The sequence below is a fragment of the Streptomyces sp. NPDC002463 genome, assembly GCF_042889835.1.
In the GTDB taxonomy this organism is placed as follows: Bacteria; Actinomycetota; Actinomycetes; order Streptomycetales; family Streptomycetaceae; genus Streptomyces; species Streptomyces nymphaeiformis.
Map to the genome: position 1 here is coordinate 1 of NZ_JBIARL010000019.1, position 21,578 is coordinate 21,578.

General features: G+C 73.2%; 12 protein-coding genes. 8 read left to right on the plus strand and 4 right to left on the minus strand.

Going from position 1 to position 21,578, the window contains the following annotated elements:
• The 3 genes from ACFYX3_RS31635 to ACFYX3_RS31645 form a co-directional block, all read left to right on the plus strand.
• A partial coding sequence (locus tag ACFYX3_RS31635; RefSeq protein WP_389020659.1) for an adenosylhomocysteinase occupies window positions 1-333 on the plus strand: 333 nt, incomplete at its 5' end.
• Between the two features lie 11 nt (window positions 334-344).
• Complete coding sequence (locus ACFYX3_RS31640) at window positions 345-1,838, plus strand: peptide MFS transporter (RefSeq protein ID WP_389020662.1); 1,494 nt, start codon at window positions 345-347, stop codon at window positions 1,836-1,838.
• A 329-nt stretch (window positions 1,839-2,167) separates the two neighbouring features.
• Window positions 2,168-5,041 carry an ATP-binding protein gene (locus ACFYX3_RS31645; RefSeq protein ID WP_389021002.1) on the plus strand — a complete coding sequence of 958 codons (2,874 nt, stop codon included), beginning with the start codon at window positions 2,168-2,170 and terminating at the stop codon, window positions 5,039-5,041.
• Window positions 5,042-5,165: 124 nt separating this feature from the next.
• Here ACFYX3_RS31645 and ACFYX3_RS31650 read toward each other — a convergent pair whose 3' ends face one another.
• The 3 genes from ACFYX3_RS31650 to ACFYX3_RS31660 all read right to left on the minus strand — a co-directional run bounded on the left by ACFYX3_RS31650 (window position 5,166) and on the right by ACFYX3_RS31660 (window position 8,998).
• Window positions 5,166-6,185: an ABC transporter permease gene (locus ACFYX3_RS31650; protein ID WP_389020665.1), complete on the minus strand. Its 1,020-nt coding sequence runs from the start codon at window positions 6,183-6,185 to the stop codon at window positions 5,166-5,168.
• Window positions 6,182-7,774, minus strand: a complete 1,593-nt coding sequence (locus tag ACFYX3_RS31655) for a sugar ABC transporter ATP-binding protein (RefSeq protein ID WP_389020667.1) — start codon at window positions 7,772-7,774, stop codon at window positions 6,182-6,184. Before ACFYX3_RS31655 ends, ACFYX3_RS31650 begins: the two co-directional genes overlap by 4 nt.
• A gap of 180 nt (window positions 7,775-7,954) precedes the next feature.
• A complete protein-coding gene (locus tag ACFYX3_RS31660; protein WP_389020669.1) occupies window positions 7,955-8,998 on the minus strand; it encodes a substrate-binding domain-containing protein in 1,044 nt (347 codons plus the stop codon).
• A gap of 295 nt (window positions 8,999-9,293) precedes the next feature.
• Here ACFYX3_RS31660 and ACFYX3_RS31665 point away from each other — a divergent pair, with 295 nt between their 5' ends.
• Window positions 9,294-12,464 (plus strand): AAA family ATPase, encoded by a 3,171-nt coding sequence (locus ACFYX3_RS31665; RefSeq protein WP_389020671.1) that lies wholly within the window; start codon window positions 9,294-9,296, stop codon window positions 12,462-12,464.
• 210 nt (window positions 12,465-12,674) lie between these two features.
• A complete protein-coding gene (locus tag ACFYX3_RS31670) occupies window positions 12,675-15,134 on the plus strand; it encodes a ricin-type beta-trefoil lectin domain protein (RefSeq protein ID WP_389020674.1) in 2,460 nt (819 codons plus the stop codon).
• Between the two features lie 87 nt (window positions 15,135-15,221).
• Here ACFYX3_RS31670 and ACFYX3_RS31675 read toward each other — a convergent pair whose 3' ends face one another.
• Window positions 15,222-16,220, minus strand: a complete 999-nt coding sequence (locus ACFYX3_RS31675; RefSeq protein WP_389020677.1) for a pyridoxal-phosphate dependent enzyme — start codon at window positions 16,218-16,220, stop codon at window positions 15,222-15,224.
• Between the two features lie 266 nt (window positions 16,221-16,486).
• Here ACFYX3_RS31675 and ACFYX3_RS31680 point away from each other — a divergent pair, with 266 nt between their 5' ends.
• The 3 genes from ACFYX3_RS31680 to ACFYX3_RS31690 all read left to right on the plus strand — a co-directional run bounded on the left by ACFYX3_RS31680 (window position 16,487) and on the right by ACFYX3_RS31690 (window position 21,574).
• Window positions 16,487-19,270 (plus strand): SpoIIE family protein phosphatase, encoded by a 2,784-nt coding sequence (locus ACFYX3_RS31680; protein ID WP_389020680.1) that lies wholly within the window; start codon window positions 16,487-16,489, stop codon window positions 19,268-19,270.
• Window positions 19,271-19,571: 301 nt separating this feature from the next.
• On the plus strand, window positions 19,572-20,198 hold the full coding sequence (locus ACFYX3_RS31685; protein ID WP_389020684.1) for a hypothetical protein: 627 nt from the start codon (window positions 19,572-19,574) through the stop codon (window positions 20,196-20,198).
• Complete coding sequence (locus ACFYX3_RS31690; protein WP_389020687.1) at window positions 20,198-21,574, plus strand: PP2C family protein-serine/threonine phosphatase; 1,377 nt, start codon at window positions 20,198-20,200, stop codon at window positions 21,572-21,574. The genes ACFYX3_RS31685 and ACFYX3_RS31690 overlap by 1 nt, the downstream gene beginning before the upstream one ends.
• Window positions 21,575-21,578 lie beyond the last annotated feature (4 nt).

A 21,578-nucleotide genomic window follows, 5' to 3' on the forward strand; every position in this document is an offset into this window, starting at 1 on the left:
CCGCAGGTCCACACCTGGACGTTCCCCGAGGGCAAGGTCCTCATCGTCCTGTCCGAGGGGCGCCTGCTGAACCTCGGCAACGCGACCGGCCACCCCTCCTTCGTGATGTCGAACTCCTTCGCGGACCAGACGCTGGCCCAGATCGAGCTGTTCACCAAGCCGCAGGAGTACCCGACCGACGTCTACGTCCTCCCGAAGCACCTGGACGAGAAGGTCGCCCGCCTCCACCTGGACTCGCTCGGCGTCAAGCTGACGACCCTCCGCCCGGAGCAGGCCGCCTACATCGGCGTCGAGGTCGAGGGCCCCTTCAAGCCGGACCACTACCGCTACTGACGGAGAGCGCCATGACATCGTCCTCAACCGTCCGGCCCGCAGCCGATCCGTCCCGGACCGCCCCGCCCACCCTGCTGGGCAGACCCCGCTGGTTCGTCACCCTGTTCGCCACGGACATGTGGGAGCGGTTCAGCTTCTACGGAATGCTGGCCATCCTCTTCCTGTTCGCCTCGGCCCCGGCGACCGAAGGCGGCCTCGGGATGTCGAACTCCGACGCCGGCATGCTCTTCGGCATCTACACCGCCGCCATCTTCCTCGCCTCCCTCCCCGGCGGCTGGCTCGGCGACCGCGTCTTCGGCAGCTACCGGGCGACCCTGTACGGCGCCGTGGTCATCGCCTCCGGACACCTGCTGATGGCACTGCCGACGGTGCCGACGGTCTACGTCGGGCTGCTCCTCATCGCCGTCGGCACCGGTCTGCTCAAGCCCAACATGGCAGGCCTGCTCAGCGCCTTCTACCCGCGCGAGGCGACCGCCGAGCGGGACGCCGGCTTCGCGATCTTCTACACCTCCATCCAGATCAGCGGTCTGATCGCACCCCTGGTCGTCGGCGGCATCGGCGAGGGCCTCAACTGGCACGCGGGGTTCGGCGTCGCCGCGGTCGGCATGGGGCTCGGAGTCTGGCAGTACGTCCGCGGCTCGGCCTCCTTCGGCGAGGTCGGCCGCGCCGCCACCCGCCCGCTCCCGCCGGCCGAACGCCGCCGCTTCCTCCGCCTCTCCACGGTCGCGATCGCCGTACCGACCGCACTCTTCACCGCGGACGTGCTGGCCGGCACCTTCACCATCCGCCACGTCCTCGCCCTGGTCGCGGTCCTCAGCCTCGCCGTACCCATCGGCTGCTTCCGGACCCTCCTGAGCCACCGGGACATCTCCGCACCGGAACGGACCCGCCTGCGCGCCTACATCGCGCTCTTCCTCGCCTCCGCCCTCTTCTGGGCCCTGCACGTCCAGGGGGGCTCGCTGCTCAACCTGTTCGCCCGGGACGCCACCGACCGCGACATCCTCGGCCTGCGCCTCCCGGCCAGCTGGTTCCAGTCGGCCACCCCGCTGGCGATCCTGCTGTGCGCGCCCTTCTTCGCGTGGCTCTGGGTGCGCCTCGGCGCGCGCATCGGCGCCACCGCGAAGTTCGCGCTCGGCATGTTCGCCATGGGCGCCTCCATGCTCCTCATGGCCCTGGCCGCCTGGCACGCCCACTCCGTCGGCCGGGTCTCCCCCCTCTGGCTCATCGGCACGTACCTCCTCACCGGCGCCGCCGAGGCGGCCCTCGCCCCGGTGGGCATGAGCGTCGCCACGGCCATCGCGCCGGCGCCCTTCCTCAGCCAGGTGGTCGGCGTCTTCTGGCTCTCCGCGGCCCTGGGCGCGGGACTCGGCGGCAACGCCATGAAGCTCGCGGGGACGTCGACTCCAGGAGCCGGGTTGTTCCTGGTGCTGGGCGGAGTGGCTGTGGGGGCGGGGGCGCTGTTGCTTCTCGGGGCCCGGGCTCTGGCCCGGCGGCTGGGGGTCTGAGACGGGCGCGGGGGGAGCCGCCTCTCCTGGGGTGGCGCCGGATCGGGAGCCGTCGCTCCGCCGGGGGTGACGGTGATCACGAGGGCTCTTGGGGGCGTGCTGCGTAGGCTAGGGGACACCGCCCGGACACGTGACTCGTTGTAGGGTAAGAAAATCGCCCTTGACCTGCAAAAAAGCAGGCATGGAGCTGATGTTCAGGAGTACCTCCATGCTGCGCACCATGATCAAGTCCAAGATCTGACGTCTTTCCTTTTCGATTCGCTGGTACGTCGTCGCGCCAACGGCCTTCTTCCGCGAGTTCCGGTTCGGCGCGGGACGGTGATCAGGTGATGCGGGAGCTCGGGTACGGGACCGGGGGCCGGGGCGGGAGATTCCGGCTGGTGGGCCGGCGGCGGCAGCTCGGGCAGCTGCTGGCCGCCGTGCGCCGGCCGCCGGCGGTCGTGCTGGTCGAGGGGGAGGCCGGCGTCGGCAAGTCCCGATTGATCCGCGAGGCGACGATCGAGCTCGGCGCCGAGCGGCACCAGGTGCTGACCGGCTTCTGCCACCCGCTGCGCGAGCCCTTCCCGTACGGGCCGGTGGTCGACGCGCTGCGCAAGGCCGACCTGACGGGCACCCCCGCCTTCCCGCCGACCGCCGGCGCCCTGACGCCGCTGCTGCCCGACCTGGCCGACCGGCTCCCGCCCCCGCCGGCGCAGCCGGCCGACCTCCCCGGCCGGCGTTTCCTGTTGCTCCAGGCCGTACGGTCGTTCCTGACCGCGCTCGGCCCGACGACGCTGGTCGTCGAGGACCTCCACTGGGCCGACGAGGCCACCCGCGACCTGCTCCTGCTGCTCGCCCGTGACCTGCCGCCCCGGCTGAGCCTCGTGCTCACCTACCGGGCCGAGGACCTGCCGCCGGGCGGCACCGTGCTCGGCGCCGCCTACCGCCACCCGCCGGGCACCGGAGGCGCGGTGATCCGGCTCGGCCCGCTGGCGGAGTCCGAGGTCCAGGAGCTGGCGTCCGCCGCACTGGGCCCGCACGCCACCCCTGCCCTCGGCACCGCCCTGCACCGGCGCAGCGAGGGCCTGCCGCTGGTCGCCGAGGAGGACCTGATCACCCTCGCCGAGTACAGCGGAACCCGGGGATACGGCGAGGCGGTGGAACGGCTCCAGGACGCGGACGCCCCGCGCGGCCTGCGCGAGGCGGTCATCGAGCGGCTCGGAACGCTGTCGCCGCAGGCCGACGTGCTGGCGGCAGCGGCGGCCGTGCTCGCGACCCCGGCACCCGAGGAGACGCTGACCGCCCTGGCCGGGCTGGACGAGGAGCAGGGCGCCGGGGCACTGATCGAGCTGCTCCGGGCCTCCGTCCTGCGCGAGGCCGACCAGGGCGCGTACGCGTTCCGCCACGCGCTCGGCCAGCAGGTCGTCTACCGGAACATTCCCGGCCCCGCCCGGCGCCGCCTGCACCTCCGCGCGGTCGAGGCGCTGCGGAGCCGTACACCGGCCCCGTCCGTGCAGATCGCCCACCACACCCTCGCGGCGGGAGACCGGGCCGGCTGGCTCCGGTGCGCGCAGGAGGCCGTCGACGAGGCGATCGCCGTCCGCGACGGCGGTACGGCGGCCACGCTGCTGCGCCGACTGCTCGACACCCCGGAGCTGGAGGGCGAGGGACGCTCCCGGGCGGCCCTGACCCTGGCCGGGATCGCCGCCTCCAGCGTCGATTTCCGCACCGACGCCCGGCTGCTGCGCCGGCTCGTCGACGACCCCCGGCTGCCCGAGGCGGTCCGCGGCGAGATCCGGCTCGGCCTGGGTCTCGGCATGCTCAACGAGAACGCCGACCCCGCCGGGTTCGACGAGGTGGAACGGGCGGTCGGAGAACTGGAGCCCCATCACCCCGAGCGCGCCGTGCGGGCGATGGTCGCGCTGGCCCTCAAGGAGGCGGAGGGGCCCGCGTACACCCATGCCTGGCTGGAGCGTGCCGAAGGCGTGGTCCGCGACAGCGCGAACGAGGTGCTGAAGGCGGCGGTCCGCGCAAGCCGCCTGACCCTGATGACCTGTCAGGGAGACGCCGACGTATGGGAGTCGACCGAACGACTGCCCCGACGCACGCAGGACCGGGAGCTGCTCCGCCAGACGGGGCGCGCCCTCCAGAACGTCGCCGACACCGCCGTCTACCTGGGGCACGACCGGCGCGCCGCCGCGCTGGCGGCCGAGGCCGGGCAGGTCGCGGGCCGGGTCGGCAGCCCGATCCTGGAATTCCTGTCCCGGGGCACGCTGCTGCGGATCGACGCCTTCGCCGGACGCTGGGCGGGGCTGGAGGAGCGGCTGGACGCGCTGGTCGACGACTACTCGACCTCGGTCTTCGCGCAGGCCGAGCGGGCCCTGCTGGCCGGGACCCTCGCCACGTCCCGGGGGCGGCACGCCAGAGCGGCGGAGCTGTTCGCCGAGGCCGTCAAGGCCGGGGCCGGCCTGCTGGTGGTGGGCCATGAGCTGCGGGCGGCCGCCGGTCTGAGCGCCGTCCACCTGGCCAGGGGCGAGGCCCTGCGGGCCCGGCAGGTCGCCGAGCGGGCCGTCGCCACCGCCCGGCACACCGGCGCCTGGCCCCGGGCCGCCGGACTGCTGTCGGCCGCGGTCGAGGCGGTCCTGGCCTGCGGCGACCGTGAGGACGCCGAGCGGCTGGCCGCCGAGGCCGGGCGCGGCATCCTCGGACGCGACGCTCCGGCGGCCGCCGCAGACCTGGAAGTCGTCCACGGCCTGCTGCGCCGGGAGGACGAACCCGATGCCGCCGTACGGCACTTCGCCGACGCGGCGGGCAGATGGAAGGAGATCGGCCGACCGTACGAAAGGGCCCGCGCGTGCGAACGACAGGGCGACGCCCTGCTGAGCACCGACCCCGGAGCGGCGGCCGGGCCGTTGACCGAGGCGGTGGCGCTCTTCACGGAGCTGGGCGCCACCGCGGACGCCGGGCGCTGCGAGCGGGTCCTGCGCGACCTCGGCGTCGCCCGCCGTGGCCCGGGCCGGCGGGGGTACGGGGGCGGTCTGTCCCCGCGCGAGCACGAGGTCGCCGGACTGCTCGCGGCCGGTGCCACGAACCAGGGCATCGCCGAGGCGCTCTTCCTGTCGCCGCGGACGGTGGAGAACCACGTAGCCAAGGTGCTGCGGAAGCTCGGCACGGACCGCAAGCGGGTCGCGGCCGTCTACCCGGGACGTACGGACGTCGGCTGAACCGGCCCTGAACGGCCCTGGCCGCCGCCCGGGACGGGGACGGCGGTCAGGTGGTCGCGGCTGCGGCGGCGCGGGCCGGGCACGAACCGGCGTCGGCGGCGACGGGTGGTCGTCGCCCGCCCGGTCAGGCCGGCAGGCCGACGGCGCGTTCGCGGTTGCGCCGCTGCTGGATCACCACGGCGGCGACCAGGAGGGTGCCCTGGGCGACGTTCTGCCAGAAGCTGTTGATGCCCTGGACGGTGAGGCCGTTCTGGAGGGCGCCGAGCAGGGCGACGGCGAGCAGGGTGCCGCCGATGGTGCCCTTGCCGCCCTTGAGGGCGCAGCCGCCGAGCGCGGCGGCGGTGATGGACTGGAGCTCCAGTCCTTCGCTGCCGGACACCGGCTGACCGCTTCCGGTGCGGGCGGTGAGCAGGACGCCGGCGAGGGCGGCGACCGCACCGCTGAGCGCGTAGGCGGAGATCAGGTACTTGTTGAGGTTGATGCCGGCCAGGCGGGCGGCGGTGTCGTTGCCGCCGATGGCGTAGACGTTGCGGCCGATGTCGGTGTAGGTGAGCAGCACGTGGACGGCGGCGGCGACCAGGATCAGGATCCAGATCATCGTGGGCAGGCCGGCGATCTTGCCGCGGCTGAGGAAGACGAAGACCGGGTCGCCGAGCACGTACCCCTGGGCGCGGCCGTCGGAGACGAGCTGGGCGACGCCCTTGTAGGCGGCGAGGCCGGCCAGAGTGGCGATGGTGGGGTTGACCCGGCCGTAGATGATGACGACGCCGTTGAACAGGCCGACGGCCGCGCCGATGGCGAGGGCGGCCCCGATGCCCGCCGGGGCGCTGGAGCCGGTCGCGGTGAACACCATGGCGCTGACCACGGAGGCGAGGCCGGCCTGCGAGCCGACGGAGATGTCCAGGCCGCCGCAGATGATGACGACGGTCTGGACGACGGCGAGGAGACCGGCGATGGTGGCCGCCTCGGCGATCACCTGGATGTTGTCCCAGCCGAGGAAGTTGGGGTTGAGCGAGCCGAACAGGACGACGACGACGGCGAGGGCGCCGATCAGGCTGAGGTTCTGGCCGCCGACGGAGCCGAGCAGCGCCCGGACGCCGGCGCGCCGCTGCGGTGCGGTGGTGGTGGCGGTGCTGGTGGTCATGGCTTCTGTGCTCCGGTGCTGGCGTGGCGGTCGGTTCGGGAGTCGGTGGCGGTCAGGTCGTCGGCCATCGCAAGGCCGAGGATCGCCTCTTCGGAGGCTTCGGCGCGGCTGAGCTCTCCGGTGACCCGGCCGTTCTGCATGACGACGACGCGGTCGGCGAGGCCGAGGACCTCGGGCAGCTCGGAGGAGATCACCAGGACGGCGACGCCGTCGCGGGCGAGGTCGGCGATGATCTGGTAGATCTCGGCCTTGGCGCCGATGTCGACGCCACGCGTGGGCTCGTCCAGGATCAGCAGATCGGGCCGGCGGGCCAGCCAGCGGGCGAGTACCACCTTCTGCTGGTTGCCGCCGGACAGGGTCCGCACCTCGCTCTCGATCGAGGGGGCGCGCACCCTCAACCGGTCGGCGTAGCGCTGGGCGAGGTCCTTCTCCTCGCGGAGTCTGACGAAGCGCCGGCGGCGCAGTCGTTCGAGGCTGACCAGCGAGGTGTTGTCCCGGATGGTGCGGTGCAGGAACAGCGCCTGGGCCTTGCGCTCCTCGGGCGCGAGGCCGATGCCGGCCCGGATCGCCCGGCGCGGGCTGCCGAGGCGCAGTCGCCGGCCGGAGAGTTCGACCGTGCCGGAGCGGATCGGCGTGTCTCCCGCCAGGGCGAGGGCGAGCTCGGAGCGCCCGGCGCCGATCAGGCCGGCCAGGGCGACGACCTCGCCGGCGTGGACGGTGAGCGACACGTCGTGGACGTCGTCGGTGCCGAGGCCGTCCACCTGGAGCACCACCCGGTCGGTGGCGACGTTCTGGCGGACGAACAGGCCGGCCAGGTCACGGCCGACCATCAACCGGACCAGCTCGTTCTCGTCCGTCTCGGCGGCGTCCGCCACACCGGCGAGCGTGCCGTCGCGCAGGACCGCGATCCGGTCGGCGAGCCGGAAGATCTCCTTCATCCGGTGGGAGACGTACACGACCGCGATGCCCTGCGAGCGCAACCGCTCGATCAGGGCGAAGAGCGCTTCGACCTCGTGCTCGGAGAGCGAGGAGGTGGGCTCGTCGAAGGCGATCACACGGGCCGGGGTGTCGCCGGTGAGCGCGCGCAGGATCTCGACCAACTGACGCTGTGCGGCGGTGAGTTCCGATCCGAGCAGGTCGGGGTCGAGGACCTTGGTGAAGCCCAGGCGGTCCAGGTCGGCGGTGATCCGGCGGCGCAGTTCGGCGCGGTCCAGCCGACGGCCCGCGCGGCGCGGCAGGGCGCCCGCGTAGACGTTCTCGGCGACGGACACGTGCGGGATGATCTCCGGCTCCTGCGGGATGATCCGGATCCCGGCGCGCCGGGCGTCGATCGGCGAGTTCAGGTCGAGCACCTCGCCGTCGAGCAGGACCCGGCCCTCGCTGGGCCGGTGATCGCCCGTCAGGACGCGCAGCAGGGTGGACTTCCCGGCGCCGTTCTCGCCCATCAGGGCGGTGACCTGCCCGGGCGGGAAGTTCAGGTCGATGCCCTGCAGCGCCTGGACGGCGCCGAAGCGTTTGCCGACGTTCTCGGCGGTCAGGCCGGGCGGCTGGGCCGGCGCGGCGGGCGAGCGGCTGGGTGTGGTCATCATGGCCTCAACTGGCGGTGCGGTACGGGTGGGGCGGGAGGGCCGGACGGGGGAGCCGGTGCGGCCCCGGGCGGGACGGGGTCGGTGCGGCCTGGTCGGTACGGGGCACCGGTGTGCCGGCGTGGTGGAGAGCCGGTGCGGCAGGCGGGGGTTGTCAGGGCCGCACCGGCTCTCGACTGTGGGTCAGCCGCAGCTGACGCCCGCGGCCTGCCAGGTGGCGGCGTCGACCATCTTGGTCGGGGCGAACGCCTCGGCAGGGAACTCCTTGCCGTTCTTGAGGCGGTCGTACATGGTCTGGACGGCGAGCGCGCCGACGTCCTTGCCGTTGATGAACAGGGCGGCCTTCATGCCGGAGGGCTTGCCGGACTTCCATTCCTTGCAGGCCAGGTAGGCGCCGAGGCCGACACCGTCGATGTCCTGCGGGGCGATGCCGGCGTTCTGCAGCGCGGTGACGCCGCCCTGGACGTTCTCGTCGTTGCAGCCCCAGACCACCCAGTGCTTGACGCCGGGGTTGGCGGTGACGGTCGCCGCGACCTTGTCCTGGGCGCCGGTGGGGGTGTTGTCGGTGGCGACGTCGAGGGTCTTCACGCCCGGGACCGCCGCGTCGAAGGCCGCCCCGGCGGCCTTGACGCGGTCGCCGCAGACGGTGACGTCCTGCTTCCACGCGGAGATGATCCGGGTGTCCGTCGCCTTCCAGCCGGCCTTCTTGTACTCCTCGGCGGCCCGCTTGCCGACCTCGGCCCCCATCTGTTCGCCACTGAAGCCGATGCGCGGCACCAGGTCGCCCTTGGCGCAGGAGGCGGGGGAGGGGCCGGTCGCGCAGACCTGGTCGTCGGAGGTGAGCAGCGCGACCTTGGCGTCCCGGGCCGTCTGTACGATCTGCGGGCCGACCGCCGGGTCCGGAACCACGACGATCAGACCGTTGCTCTTCTGCGCGATCGCCGACTGCACCTCGCCGACCGTCTTGTTGGCGTCGCTGCCGAGGTTGACCACCTTGAGGTCGATGCCGAGCTCGGCGGCCTTGGCCTTCGCCCCGGCGGCCTCGCCGACGAAGTACTCCTGGTCGCCCTGCTTCTGCAGGTAGGTCAGCGAGATCTTCCCGCTGACGGGTGCGGCCTGGTTGTCCGAACCTCCGGCGGTCTGGCCCGAGGAGCAGGCGGTCAGGCCGAGGACGGTGGACAGTCCCAGCACGGCGGCGGGGAGCAGGCGGGCGCGGGCGACGGACATGGGGCGGCTCCAGAGGGGACGAGTGAGACAAGCGGATCTCAACACAATCGATCACATGTCATCACTTTCAAACGCGATGCGTCACAGCAAAACCGCCGGTTCACCCCGCCGTCAAGAGCTCAAAACATTCGACTCCCGCCCGATATCGCTTCGTTATCGATACCTACGGAATGGGGTACTCAGGAATTGCGATTTCATTTATTAGGTATCCGGAGTCAAAGACATACGGATGGTTTTACGGCCACCCGGTGGCCGACAGTGGACCTCCTGATGTCGAGGGCGGAGAGACGGACACATGGCGCGACCACTCACCCCGGGCGAGACCGCCGGAGTCGGCAGGTACCCATTCGTCGGCCGCGGCCGCGAACTGGGCCGTCTGCTCGACACGATCCGCACGCCGCCGGCGGTGGCGCTGGTCGAAGGGGAGGCGGGCGCCGGCAAGTCACGACTGGTCGCCGAGGCGGCCGCCGTGCTGCGCGCCGAGGGCCGCCCGGTCCTTACCGGCCTCTGCCACCCGCTGCGCGAACCCTCCCCGTACGGGCCGCTGGCCGATGCCCTGGACAAGGCCGTGCCCTGGCTCGGCGACACCGCGCTCCCTCAGGCGGCCGCCCCGCTGGTCCGCCTGCTGCCCGCGCTGGCCGACCGGCTGCCGCGGGGGAGCGGCGGCGCCGGCCGGCACCGGGCCGGGCCGCCCGACCTGCTGGCGGCGGTCCGCGCCCTGCTCCGGATGCTCGGCCCGGCCGTACTGGTCGTCGAGGACCTCCAATGGGCCGACGACGCCTCGCGCGACCTGCTCCTGCTCCTCGCCCGCGACCTCCCGGAGCAGCTGAGCCTGGTCCTCACCCACCGCACCGAGGACCTCCCGCCCGGTCGGCTCCCGCTCGGCTCCGCCTACCGCCGCCCGCCCGGCACCGCCGGCGCGACCCTCCACCTCCGGCCCCTGACCGTCGCCGATGTGAGGGAACTGGCGACGGCGGCGCTGGGCGGGCCGGTCGCCGGGGCGCTGGTCGCGGCCCTGCACGAGCGCAGCCAGGGCCTGCCGCTGGTGCTGGAGGAAGACCTCGCCATGCTCGACGGGACCGAACCCGGCAGGCTCGTACCCCCTGGGCCGGGGGCGGCGGGCGACGTGCCGCGGTTGCGCGGTGCGGCCGTACCCCGTGGTCTGCGTGAGGCGGTCTCCGAACGGATCGCCGCGCTCTCCCCGCCGGGCGCCGCGATCGCCGAGGCGGCGGCGGTGCTCGCCGGTCCCGCCGACGAGCCGGCGCTCGTCGAGGTCGCCGGACTCGATCCGGAATCCGGCGGCCGCGGGCTGGTCGAGACCCTGCGCGGCGCCCTGCTCCGCGAGGCCGACGGTCACCGCTACGCCTTCCGTCACCCGCTCGCCGCGCGGACCGTGTACGAGCTGGTGCCGCTGCCCCGTCGGCTCCGCCTGCACCAGCGCGCCGTGGCGGCGCTGGAGCGGTCGGACCCCGCTCCGCGGGCACGGCTCGCCCACCACCGGCTGGCCCTCGGCGACCGGGCCGCCTGGCTGGAGCAGGCCGAGGAAGCGGCCGCCGAGGCCGCGGGGGACGGAGACCCGGCAACGGCCGCGACGCTGCTCTGCGGGATCCTCGACCAGCCCGGCCTGGACCCGGACCGGTACGACCGGGCCGCACTCGCCCTGGCCCGCCTCGCGGCCGACGGCCTCGGCCGCGGGGTGGACACGGCCCGGCTACGGGGCCTCCTGGAACTGCCGGGCCTGCCCGCCGCCGCCCGGGGCGCCGTCCGCCTCGCCCTGGGCCTCGTACTGCTCGACCGCGACGGGGACCGCACCGGCAACACCGAACTGCGCACGGCCGTACCCGACCTCGCCGACCACCCGGAACCGGCCGCCCGTGCCGCGCTCGCCCTCGCCCTGGACGAGACAGAACCCCCCGACCGGTCCCGGGAGTGGCTCGAACGGGCCGAAACGGCACTCGACGCCGACGCCGGCGTCAGCCCCGACATCTGCGCCAGCGCCGACGCGAGCCCGGGTCCCGACGCCGGCCCTGGCCCCCACGTCGGTCCCGGCCGCGGTTCCGACACCAGCGCCGGCCCCGACACCAGCCCCGGCACCAGCGCCAGCCCCGACGCCAGCGCCAGCCCCGACGTCGACGCGAGCCCTGGCCCCGGCCCCGACACCAGCCCCGACACCAGCGCCAGCCCCGACGCCAGCCCCGACGTCGACGCCAGCCCTGGCCCCGGCCCCGACACCGGCGCCCGCGCGGCCGTGCTCACCACGCGGCTCACGCTGCGCTGCGGGCGGGGCGATCCGTCCGTCTGGCCGCTGCTCGACCGGCTCCCACGCGACGGCGAGGACGTCGAGGCGCGTCGGCGGACCGCGCGCGCCCTGGGGGACGCGGGCGACGCCGCCGCGGAGCTCGGACACGACCTCCGCGCGTCGGCGCTGCTCGCCGAGAGCGTCCGCCTGGCCGCACTCACCGACACCCCGGTGCTCACCCTCCACGGCCGGGCCGGTCTGCTCCGCCTCGACCTCCTCGCCGGCCGCTGGGACGACCTGGCGGAACGTTTCGACGCGCTGGCGGACGACGCCTTGGCCGCCGGCTGCCCCGACCTCGCGCGGTCCGACGCCGAGCGGTCGCTGGCCCTGGGCCTGCTGTCCGCAGCGCGTGGCCGGAGCGGACACGCGCTGCACCACTTCGCCCGGCCGGAGGCGTCGGCGGCGCACCGGCCCACCGCTCCGGTGGCGCTGCGGACAGCCGCCGGACGCGCATCCGTGCTGCTCGCCCGGGGCGGGCCGCAGGAAGCGATGGCGGCGGCCGAGCCGGCGGTCGCCCTGCTGCGCCGCGGTGCCACGTGGCCCAAGGCGACCGGACTCGTCCCGGTGACGGTCGAGGCGGCGCTCGCCTGCGGAGACCGCGCCTTCGCGGAGAGTCTCGCCGCCGACGCGGAGCAGGCCCTGCGTGGCCTGGACACCCCTGCCGCCGACGCCGAACTGCACCTCGCCCGGGGCCTTCTGCTGCTCGACGCCGAGCCCGGTTCCGCGGCCGGGCACTTCGCCGCCGCCCGGCGGGCGTGGCGGAGCATCGGCCGGCCGTACGACGCCGCCCGTGCCGCGGAGCGGAACGGGTCCGCGCTGGCCCACACGGACCGGCCCGAGGCGGCGGCCGTTCTCGCCGAAGCCGTGGACGGCTATGCCCTGCTGGGCGCCGAGGGCGACCTGAGCCGCTGCCGGCGGCTGGCGCACGACCTCGGCCTCGCGCGCGCCCCCTCGCCCGGCCGCCGGGGCTACGGCGACCGGCTCTCGCCCCGCGAGCAGCAGGTGGCCGGGCTGCTGGCGGCCCGTGCCACCAACCAGCACATCGCCACCGCGCTCCGGCTCTCCCCGAGGACCGTCGAGAACCATGTGGCGAACGTGCTCAGAAAGCTCCGCACCACACGGAAATCCGTTTCCGTGGCGCTCGACCGGACAGCGGCGGCGGAGTAATCACGGATCAGGGTCGGGCGGCCGCTCCGGAATTGCTCGACGGAAAACCGCGCGATGAACCATTGACCATCGGCGCCCCGCACCCTAACGTTCGGACGCGGTTGAATCTGTTTACTTTTGAGTGACAGTCGTGATCCGCCCGCCGCCCACCCCCAGCCCGGAAGAGGTGTGCGGCCCATCGTTTCCCCGCGCCGGACGAAAGGCATCTCCATGCACGGGCCCCTCCGTGTCCTGACCACCCCTGGACGCGCCCTCAGAAGGGCGGCCCTGGCCGCCTCGCTCCTCCTGTTCGCCGGACTCGTCGCCGGACCGGCGGCCACCCCCGCCGAGGCCGCCGCACCCCCGGCGGGCACCCAGATCACCGTGGACGGCACCAAGACCGGCCGGGTCTTCGACGGTGTCGGCGCCGCCAGTGGTGGAGGCGGCAACTCCCGTCTCCTCATCGACTACCCCGAGCCGCAGCGCAGCCAGCTCCTCGACTACCTCTTCAAGCCCGGCTACGGCGCCGCCCTCCAGTCGCTCAAGATCGAGATCGGCGGCGACACCAACTCCACCGACGGCGCCGAGGCCAGCTACCAGCACACCAGGGGCGCGGTCGACTGCAACCAGGGCTACGAATGGTGGCTGGCCGAGCAGGCCAAGGCCCGCAACCCCGACATCAAGCTCTACGGCCTCGCCTGGGGCGCGCCCGGCTGGATCGGCGTCGACGACCCCGCCAACCCCTCACCCGGGAAGCCGTACTTCTGGTCCCAGGACATGATCGACTACATCATGGGCTGGTTCGGCTGCGCCGCCCAGCACAACCTGCCGGTCGACTACATCGGCGGCTGGAACGAGCGCGAGTACGACGCCACCTGGTACAAGAACCTCAAGAAGGCGCTGGTCGCCGGCGGCCACGCGAGCACCAAGGTCGTCGGGGCGGACAGCTACGACTGGAACCTCGCCACGGCGATGACCAGCGACCCGGAGCTCAACTCCGCCATCGACGTCATCGGCATGCACTACCCCTGCGGCTACCTCGGCCCGATGGCCACCTGCAACAGCACGGCGACGGCCCAGGCGCTCGGCAAGCCGATCTGGGCCAGCGAGAGCGGCTCCCAGGACTACAACACCGGCGCCCCCGCCGTGGCGCGCGCGATCAACCGCGACTACATCGACGGCAAGATGACCTCGTTCATGAACTGGCCGGTCGTCGCCGCGCTCTACCAGAACCTCTACTTCTCCACCGACGGCATGTCGCTCGCCGCGCAGCCCTGGTCCGGCAACTACTCCGTCGGCCGGACCACCTGGGTCACGGCGCACACCACCCAGTTCACCCGGCCCGGCTGGAAGTACCTCGACTCGGCCGTCGGCTACCTGGGCGGCAAGCGCGAGAACGGCAGCTACGTCGCGCTGAGGTCGCCGAACAGCGCCGACTACTCCACGGTCATCGAGACCGTGGACGCCACCGCCGCACAGACCGCGACCTTCACGGTCACCGGCGGCCTTTCCACCGGTCAGGTGCACGTCTGGGCGACGAACCTCGCCACCGCCGACCCGTCCGACGACTTCGTCCGCCGGCAGGACGTCACTCCGGCCGGCGGCAAGTACACCCTCACCCTCCAGCCCGGCTACGTCTACACGGTGACCACCACCACCGGTCAGGGCAAGGGCAGCGCCACCCCGCCGGCACCCGCGCCGCTGAACCTGCCCTACGCCGACGACTTCGACACGCCGGCCGCGACCACCTCTCCGAAGTACTTCTCCGACATGAACGGCGCCTTCCGGACCGTGCCCTGCGCCGGCGGCCACACCGCCACATGTCTGCGCCAGATGGCTCCGGTCTCCCCGATCCGCTGGACCGACGAGTCGAACAACATGCCCTACTCGATCGTCGGTGACAGCAGCTGGGTGAACTACACCGTCAGCGCGGACACCCTGTTCGAGCAGGCCGGTTCCACCGAGGTCCTCGGCCGCGTCAACCAGCAGGGCCGTAACAACGGCGGCCTGAACGCCTACCACCTGCGCCTCGGCAACACCGGTGACTGGTCGATCCTCAAGACCGACCTCGCCTGGAACTCCACCACCCTGGCCTCCGGCACCGTCACCGCGCCCGGCCTGAACACCTGGCACCGCATGGCCCTCACCATGCAGGGCTCGACCCTGACCGCCGCGATCGACGGGCAGACCGTCGGCAGCGTCACCGACCACTCGTTCACCTCCGGCATGGCCGGCCTGGCCGTGACCGGCTACCAGACGCAGCAGTTCGACCGGTTCGCCCTCACTCCCGGCACCGGCGGCGGCTCGTTCACCGGTCCGGTCCCGTCCGGAGTGAGCGGCAAGTGCCTCGACGCCTCCGGCAACTCCTCCGCCGACGGCACCAAGGCCATCATCTGGAGCTGCGACGGCGCCGACCCCGCTCAGACGTGGACCTGGGACAACGGCCGGCTGCTGCATGCCGGCAAGTGCCTGGACGTGGTCGGCGCGGGCACCGGCAACGGCACCCTCGTCGACCTGTGGACCTGCAACGGCGGCAGCAACCAGCAGTGGACCCCGCAGGCCGACGGCACCCTGAAGGGCGTCGGGTCCGGTCTCTGCCTCGACGACCCGGCCGCCAGCACCACCGACGGCACCCAGCTGATCGTCTGGACCTGCAACGGAGGCGCCAACCAGCGCTGGACCCTGCCGTAGCACCGCGGTCCACGTCGCGGCGGCCCCCGTATCCCTCGCGGGCCGCCGCGTCGGCGTCGACCGTCCGGACCTTGTCCTGATGCCACGTCAGCGCGGTCCGTGGGTCTGCAGGAAGAGGACCGGGCCGCCGTCCAGCCGGTCTGCCGCGTCGAGGTCGAGCAGGGCGGCGAGTGCCTTGGCGGTGTAGGTGCGTTCCAGGGTCAGGCCGGCCTGTGCCGAGGCGCGGGCGAGGGCCCGGTCGCCGGCGGCGGTGGGGTGCGCGTAGCCGTCGCCCAGCCAGGCCGTCTCGACGCGGATCGCGTCGGCGGCGGGCCCGGCACCGTCCAGATCGGCGCCCCGGGCCCGGAGCAGGGCCGTGGAGCGGCGTGACAGTCCGAGGAGGGTGGCGGAGTCCAGTCGCAGGGTGTCGTTGACCACGATGCCGAGGACGCGGGTGCGCAGCCCGGCGAGCCGTAGTCCCAGGGCGAGACCCGCGGAGGTGCCGCCGGATCCGACGGGGGTGACGAGCCATGCCGGTTCCGGCAGCTCCCCGGTCTCGACCTGGGTGCCCAGCTCCAGGGCGGTCTCGACGGCGCCGAGTGTGCCGAGCGGGGAGGAGCCGCCCGCCGGCAGGTAGTACGGCGGAGTGAGACCGTGGGTGTGTCGGGCGAAGAGCCAGGGCGCGGCCAGGATCAGCCTCGGCTTGGTGTGCAGGAGGTGCAGCGTCGCGCCGGAGGCGCGCAGCCGTTCCAGCTGGGCCCGTACGTGTGCGTCGACCGGGTGGTCGATCAGGCCCAGGGCGACCCCGAGCCCGATCTCGCGTGCGTACGAGGCGGCGGCGAGGCCCCAGTTGGTGCCGAGGCCGCCGACGGTGAGGATGGTCCGCGCGCCGCGGCGCCGGGCTTCCGGCAGCAGCCATTCCAGTTTGCGGACCTTGTTGCCGCCCCAGCCGCCGTCGCCGTATCCGCTCTCGTCCTTGATCCACAGCTCGCTCCGGGTGCCCAGGCCGGGCAGGCGGCGGACCGGCGTGGGGGCCTTGCCCAGCCGGAGGAAGGGCAGCGAGTCGGCCAGTCCGGGACAGCGCCGGTGCAGCAGCGGAGGTCGCATGAAGGGGACGGTAGGGCACAGGACCCGGGAGCGGACCGGTCTGGACGTGATAGGCGTGAGTTCCGCGAGATCCGGGGACCGTAGCAGGGACCTCGGTGCGCGGCCCATGTTTGCTCATCGAAGTCGCTCTGCGACGGACAGCGATGACCTGTTCGAGTGGCACGGTGGCCTCACCGGCTCTCGTGCACTCCTCTCGTCATGCGCATCTTCGGGTGGAGTGGCAGCGTGGAGGGCAGCTGAGACCCGGATGTGCGGGGATGGCCCGGATGAACGCAGCGGATGGCTACGCCGCTCGGGGCGCGGAACCAGGCGGCCCAGGGAAACGCCGGTCCGCCCGGGGCGGGGTCCGCTCGCGGCTGCGGGTGCGGACCGTCGCCGGGCAGGTATTCGTGTTGCTGCTGGTGGTCGTGCTGCTGCTGGTCGGCGCGGCGCTGACGGCGCTCGTGCTGCAGGCCCGGAGGTCCGCCACGACTGAGGCCGCGGGACGCACACGCGCCGCGGCCGTCGTCCTTGCGCGGGCCCCTGGCGTGGTGCGTGCGATGGACAGCCCCCATCCGACCGCGGTGCTGCAGCCGCTGGCCGACGAGGTCGTGCAGGAGGGCAAGGTCGACTACGTCGTGTTCGCCAGTCCGGAGGGAATCCGCTACACGGCGGAGAGCCCCGAGCTGATCGGGAAACACGTCATCGGCCCGTTCCAGAACGCCCTCGAGGGGCCGACCACCGACAGCTTCCAGACGCCCCGCGGACGGGTCGTGGAGTCCGGCGCGCCGGTCACCAGACCGGACGGCTCGGTTGCCGGAGTGGTCGGGGTCGGAATCACCGTCGCGCACGTGGGCAGCGCGGTGAGCCGGCAGCTGCCGGTCCTGTTCGGCGGCGCGGCGGCCGCGCTCGTGGTCGGCACGGGCGGGGCGGCGCTGGCGCGGCGGCGGCTGCGCCGTCAGACGCACGGACTGGGTCCGGCCGAGATGACGCGGATGTACGAGCATCACGATGCGGTGCTGCATGCGGTCCGCGAGGGTGTGCTGATCGTCGGCGGAGACGGACGGGTGCTGCTGGTGAACGACGAGGCCCGGCGATTGCTCGAACTGCCGCCCGGTGCGGAGGGCCGGCCGGTCGCCGGGCTCGGACTCGATCCCGCGCTGGCCGAGCTGCTGGTGTCCGGCCGGGTTGTCACCGACGAGGTGCACCGGGCCGGGGACCTGCTGCTCGCCGTCAACATCCGCCCTACCGCACCGTTCGGCGGAGGGCCGGGCAGCGTCGCGACCGTCCGGGACACCACCGAGCTGCGGGCGCTGGCAGGGCAGGCCGAGGCGGCCCGGGCCAGGCTGCAGCTGCTGTACGACGCGGGGCTGCGGGTCGGTACCACCCTGGGAGTGGTGCGGACCGCGCAGGAGCTGGCCGATGTGGCGGTTCCCGGTTTCGCGGACTTCGCCACGGTCGATCTGGTCGACCCCGTGCTGAACGGTGAGGAGCCGCCTCCGGACCTCCACACCGCGCGGGACCTGCGGATGCGCCGCGTGGCGGCCGGCGGCGTCGGCGAGGGCGGACCGTTCCTCCCCACGGGCTCGCCGATCGCCCCGCTCCCCGGCAGTCCGGAGGAGACCGCCCTGGAGACCGGGCGCGCTACGCTCGTCGCCGATCTGCGCGAGTCCGACACCTGGCGGGGGCGCGCCCGCGAGCGGGCCGACCGGGTGCTCTCGTACGGGGTCCACTCGCTGATCTGCGCGCCGCTGCGGGCGCGCGGCGTGATCCTGGGCACGGTCTACTTCTGGCGGGCGGGGTCGCCGCCGTTCGAGGAGGACGATCGATCGTTCGCCGACGAACTGGCCGCCCGCGCGGCGGTGTGCGTCGACAATGCCCGTCGGTACACCCGTGAGCACACGATGGCCGAGACGCTGCAGCGCAGTCTGCTGCCCCGGGGACTGCCCGAGCAGAGCGCCCTGGAGGCGGCCTATCGCTACATGCCGGCGCTGCACGGGGTCGGCGGGGACTGGTTCGACGTCATTCCGCTGCCCGGTTTCCGCGTCGCGCTCGTCGTCGGTGACGTCGTCGGCCACGGCCTGCACGCCGCCGCCACCATGGGCCGCCTGCGCACGGCCGTCCTCAACTTCTCGGCCCTCGACCTGCCCCCGGACGAACTGATCGCCCGCCTCGACGAACTGGTCACCCGCCTCGACCACGTGGAGACGGCCGGGGGAGAGCAGGACAGCGAGGGCGGGGGCGCGCGAGCGGCCGTCACGGGCGCCACCTGCCTCTACGCCATCTACGATCCGACGTCCGGCGACTGCACCATGGCGAGGGCCGGCCATCCACCGCCTGTGCTGGTGGAGCCGGACGGCGGTGCGGAGTTCGTCGACCTGCCGGCCGGGCCGCCGCTCGGCGTGGGTGGTCTGCCCTTCGAGACGATCGAGCTGCGGCTGGCTCCCGGAACCGCGCTGGTGCTCTACACCGACGGGCTCGTCGAGAACCGGGAGCGCGACCTGGGGACCGGGCTCGAGGTGCTGCGTGGATCCTTGGTGGGCGCCGACGCCCGCCGCTCCCCGGACGACGTCTGCCGGGCCGTGTTCGACGCGCTGGTCCCGCCGCGCCGCACGGACGACATCGCGCTCCTCGTCGCGCGCACCCGGCTGCTCGATCCCGGACAAGTGGCCGACTGGGACGTGCCGTTCGACTTCGCCTCGGTGTCGCGTGTGCGGAAGGAGTGTGCCGACCAACTGGCAGCCTGGGGACTGGAGGACCTGTCCTTCACCGCCGAACTGATCCTCAGCGAGCTGATCACCAACGCCATCCGCTACGGTGCCGAGCCGGTCCGGGTCCGCATGCTGCGAGACAGCAGCCTCGTCTGCGAGGTCTCGGACGGCAGCAGCACCGCCCCGCACCTGCGCTACGCCGCCACCACGGATGAGGGCGGCCGGGGTCTGTTCCTGGTGGCGCAGATGGCCGAGCGGTGGGGGACCCGTTACTCGGCCCGGGGCAAGGTCATCTGGGCCGAGCAGTCGCTGACCGCGCCGGAGTTCCAGTTCGATGTGTTCGACGAGCTGCTCCCGTGATCCCGGGAACGCCCGCGGGCCGCTGCGCCGGCAGGAGCGAACGACGTCCGCACCACGGCCGACCTCCCCGCGGACGTGATGGCCTGCCGCCTTCGCAGGGTGGACCAGAGCCAGTGGGACGGCGGGAGCGGAAGCCGCTGTCCCGGCACCGAGTCGTGGAGCCGCGTCGTGCGAGGCGTGCGACATGCCGCCTTTGGCGTAATAGGTGGGTTGGGCTGTTTGGCGGCGTCACTCTGGTCGGGTTGATCACGACATCGGGCACGAGCGGGCATGTCACTCCGGCCTTGGCGAGGACGAGGAGGTGGCCGGCGCGATAGGTGATCTCGCTGCGCGCGCGGCGGCTGCCGCCGGACATGCGGACCTCACTGCCGGACACGTACGACCGGCTGCTGAAGCCGGTGAAGAGGACCCAGGCAAGGACGAAGGGCACGAGCGGATGACCCCCACCGAGACCGCTGGGATCGCCGATGAGCGGGTGTTGCCGGCGAGGCTGCCGGGCGATGCGGTGGACGCGCCGATCGACGGTGCCTGCCGTGACCTTCGACTGCCGTCGTTCCGCGAGCGGTTCGTCGAGTGCGTGGCGAGTGCGCGGCGCGAGCAGGCGCCCTGCAAGCAGTTCCTGCTGGAGCGTTTACGGAGCCTGGTCACCGACCGCGAGGTCCGCCGAAGGCAACGACTGGTGCGGGCCGCGAGGTTCCCCAGGCCCAAGCGGTTGGAGGACCACTTCACCCAGCGGAAGGAACGCAGGGTCATCGCGATGGCCTCGAACGCCCCGTTCGGCGAGCAGGACAGGACCTTGACCGGTCCCCGGCCGTGCGCGGCGATCGCCGACCGGATCGCGTTCCAGGCGACCCCGGTCCAGACGGACACCGATGCCCACCGGCCCAACGCCGCCGAGACCGGACACCGCACGGCCGGGCGCTCGTGATGGGGGGAACGGAGGAACAACCCGAGCAGCAGTACATCGACCTGCAGCTGCGGCTGGATCGCCAGCTGGAGCAGATCGCCGCACAGCTACGGGAACTCGCCGGTGCCAAGGACCGGCTGCAGGGGCTCCTGAACGCGGTGCTGGCCATCACCCGGGAGACGGACCTGCCTGCGGTGCTGCACCGCATCGTCACCACCGCCATGGAATTGGTCAGCGCCCGCTACGGCGCCCTGGGAGTACTCGACGAGTCCGGCCAGGCGCTGGAGCAGTTCATCACCGCCGGTCTGTCGGAGTCCGAGCGCGCCGACCTGGCCGACATCGAGTTCCCCCGTGGACGCGGCGTCCTGGGACACCTGATCCACCACCCCGAGCCCTTGCGCGTCGACGACATCGCCGCCCACTCCGCCTCCACCGGGTTCCCACCAGGCCACCCGCACATGCGCACCCTGCTCGGCGTCGCCGTCAGCGTCCGCGGCACCATCTACGGCGACCTCTACCTGTCCGAACGCAGTGACGGGCAGCCCTTCGACCGCGAAGACGAGGACATCGTCATCAGCCTCGCAGGCGCCGCAGGCATCGCCATCGAGAACGTCCGCCTCTTCGAACAGGTCCGCGACAGCGCCGAACACTTCCAGCGGCTCCTGCTGCCCACCCTGCCCGACCTGCATCCCTTCACCGCAGCCGCCACCTACCGGCCCGCCCCCACCCCCGGCCACCTCGGCGGGGACTGGTACGACGCCATCTGGCTGCCCGACAACGCCTGCGCCGTCGTCATCGGCGATGTCGTCGGCCACGATCTGCACGCGGCGGCCGCCATGGCCCAGACCCGCAACATGCTGCGGGCCCTGCTCTACGACCACCTCACCCCGCCCAGCGCCGTCCTGCACCAGCTCGACCTCACCCTGGACGCCATCACCGACCTGCCCGTCACCACCGCCTGCCTCGCCCGCATCGAACCCGCGGACCGGGGCTGGACACTGCACTGGAGCACCGCCGGGCACCTCCCACCACTCCTGATCACCCTCGACCGGCACACGGAATACCTGCACACCGAACCCGGCCTGCCCCTCGCGGTGAACACCGGACACCACCGCCCTGACCAAACCCACCCCCTGCCCCCGGGTGCCGTCCTGGTCTTCTACACCGACGGGCTGGTCGAGCACCCCGCCCAGTCGGTCGACGAGGGCATGGCCCAACTCGCCGAACTCGCCGCAGCCCACGTCGGCCTGCCCCTGCAGGACTTCGTGAACACGCTGGCCGACCACCACCCCAGCGACGGCCACGATGACTTGGCCGTCCTCGCCCTGCGCGTCCCCCTCAGCCCGGACCCTGCTCCCCCGGCAGGTTGGGGCCGAGATCGCCCGGAAGGGCACTGACGCC

Bases quoted from the DNA above. Each gene is read 5' to 3' on its own strand.
- ACFYX3_RS31640 (WP_389020662.1), top strand. From the start codon at position 345: ATGACATCGTCCTCAACCGTCCGGCCCGCAGCCGATCCGTCCCGGACC.
- ACFYX3_RS31675 (WP_389020677.1), bottom strand. From the start codon at position 16,220: ATGCGACCTCCGCTGCTGCACCGGCGCTGTCCCGGACTGGCCGACTCG.
- ACFYX3_RS31680 (WP_389020680.1), top strand. From the start codon at position 16,487: ATGAACGCAGCGGATGGCTACGCCGCTCGGGGCGCGGAACCAGGCGGC.
- ACFYX3_RS31660 (WP_389020669.1), bottom strand. From the start codon at position 8,998: ATGTCCGTCGCCCGCGCCCGCCTGCTCCCCGCCGCCGTGCTGGGACTG.
- ACFYX3_RS31645 (WP_389021002.1), top strand. From the start codon at position 2,168: ATGCGGGAGCTCGGGTACGGGACCGGGGGCCGGGGCGGGAGATTCCGG.
- ACFYX3_RS31650 (WP_389020665.1), bottom strand. From the start codon at position 6,185: ATGACCACCAGCACCGCCACCACCACCGCACCGCAGCGGCGCGCCGGC.
- ACFYX3_RS31655 (WP_389020667.1), bottom strand. From the start codon at position 7,774: ATGATGACCACACCCAGCCGCTCGCCCGCCGCGCCGGCCCAGCCGCCC.
- ACFYX3_RS31665 (WP_389020671.1), top strand. From the start codon at position 9,294: ATGGCGCGACCACTCACCCCGGGCGAGACCGCCGGAGTCGGCAGGTAC.
- ACFYX3_RS31690 (WP_389020687.1), top strand. From the start codon at position 20,198: ATGGGGGGAACGGAGGAACAACCCGAGCAGCAGTACATCGACCTGCAG.
- ACFYX3_RS31670 (WP_389020674.1), top strand. From the start codon at position 12,675: ATGCACGGGCCCCTCCGTGTCCTGACCACCCCTGGACGCGCCCTCAGA.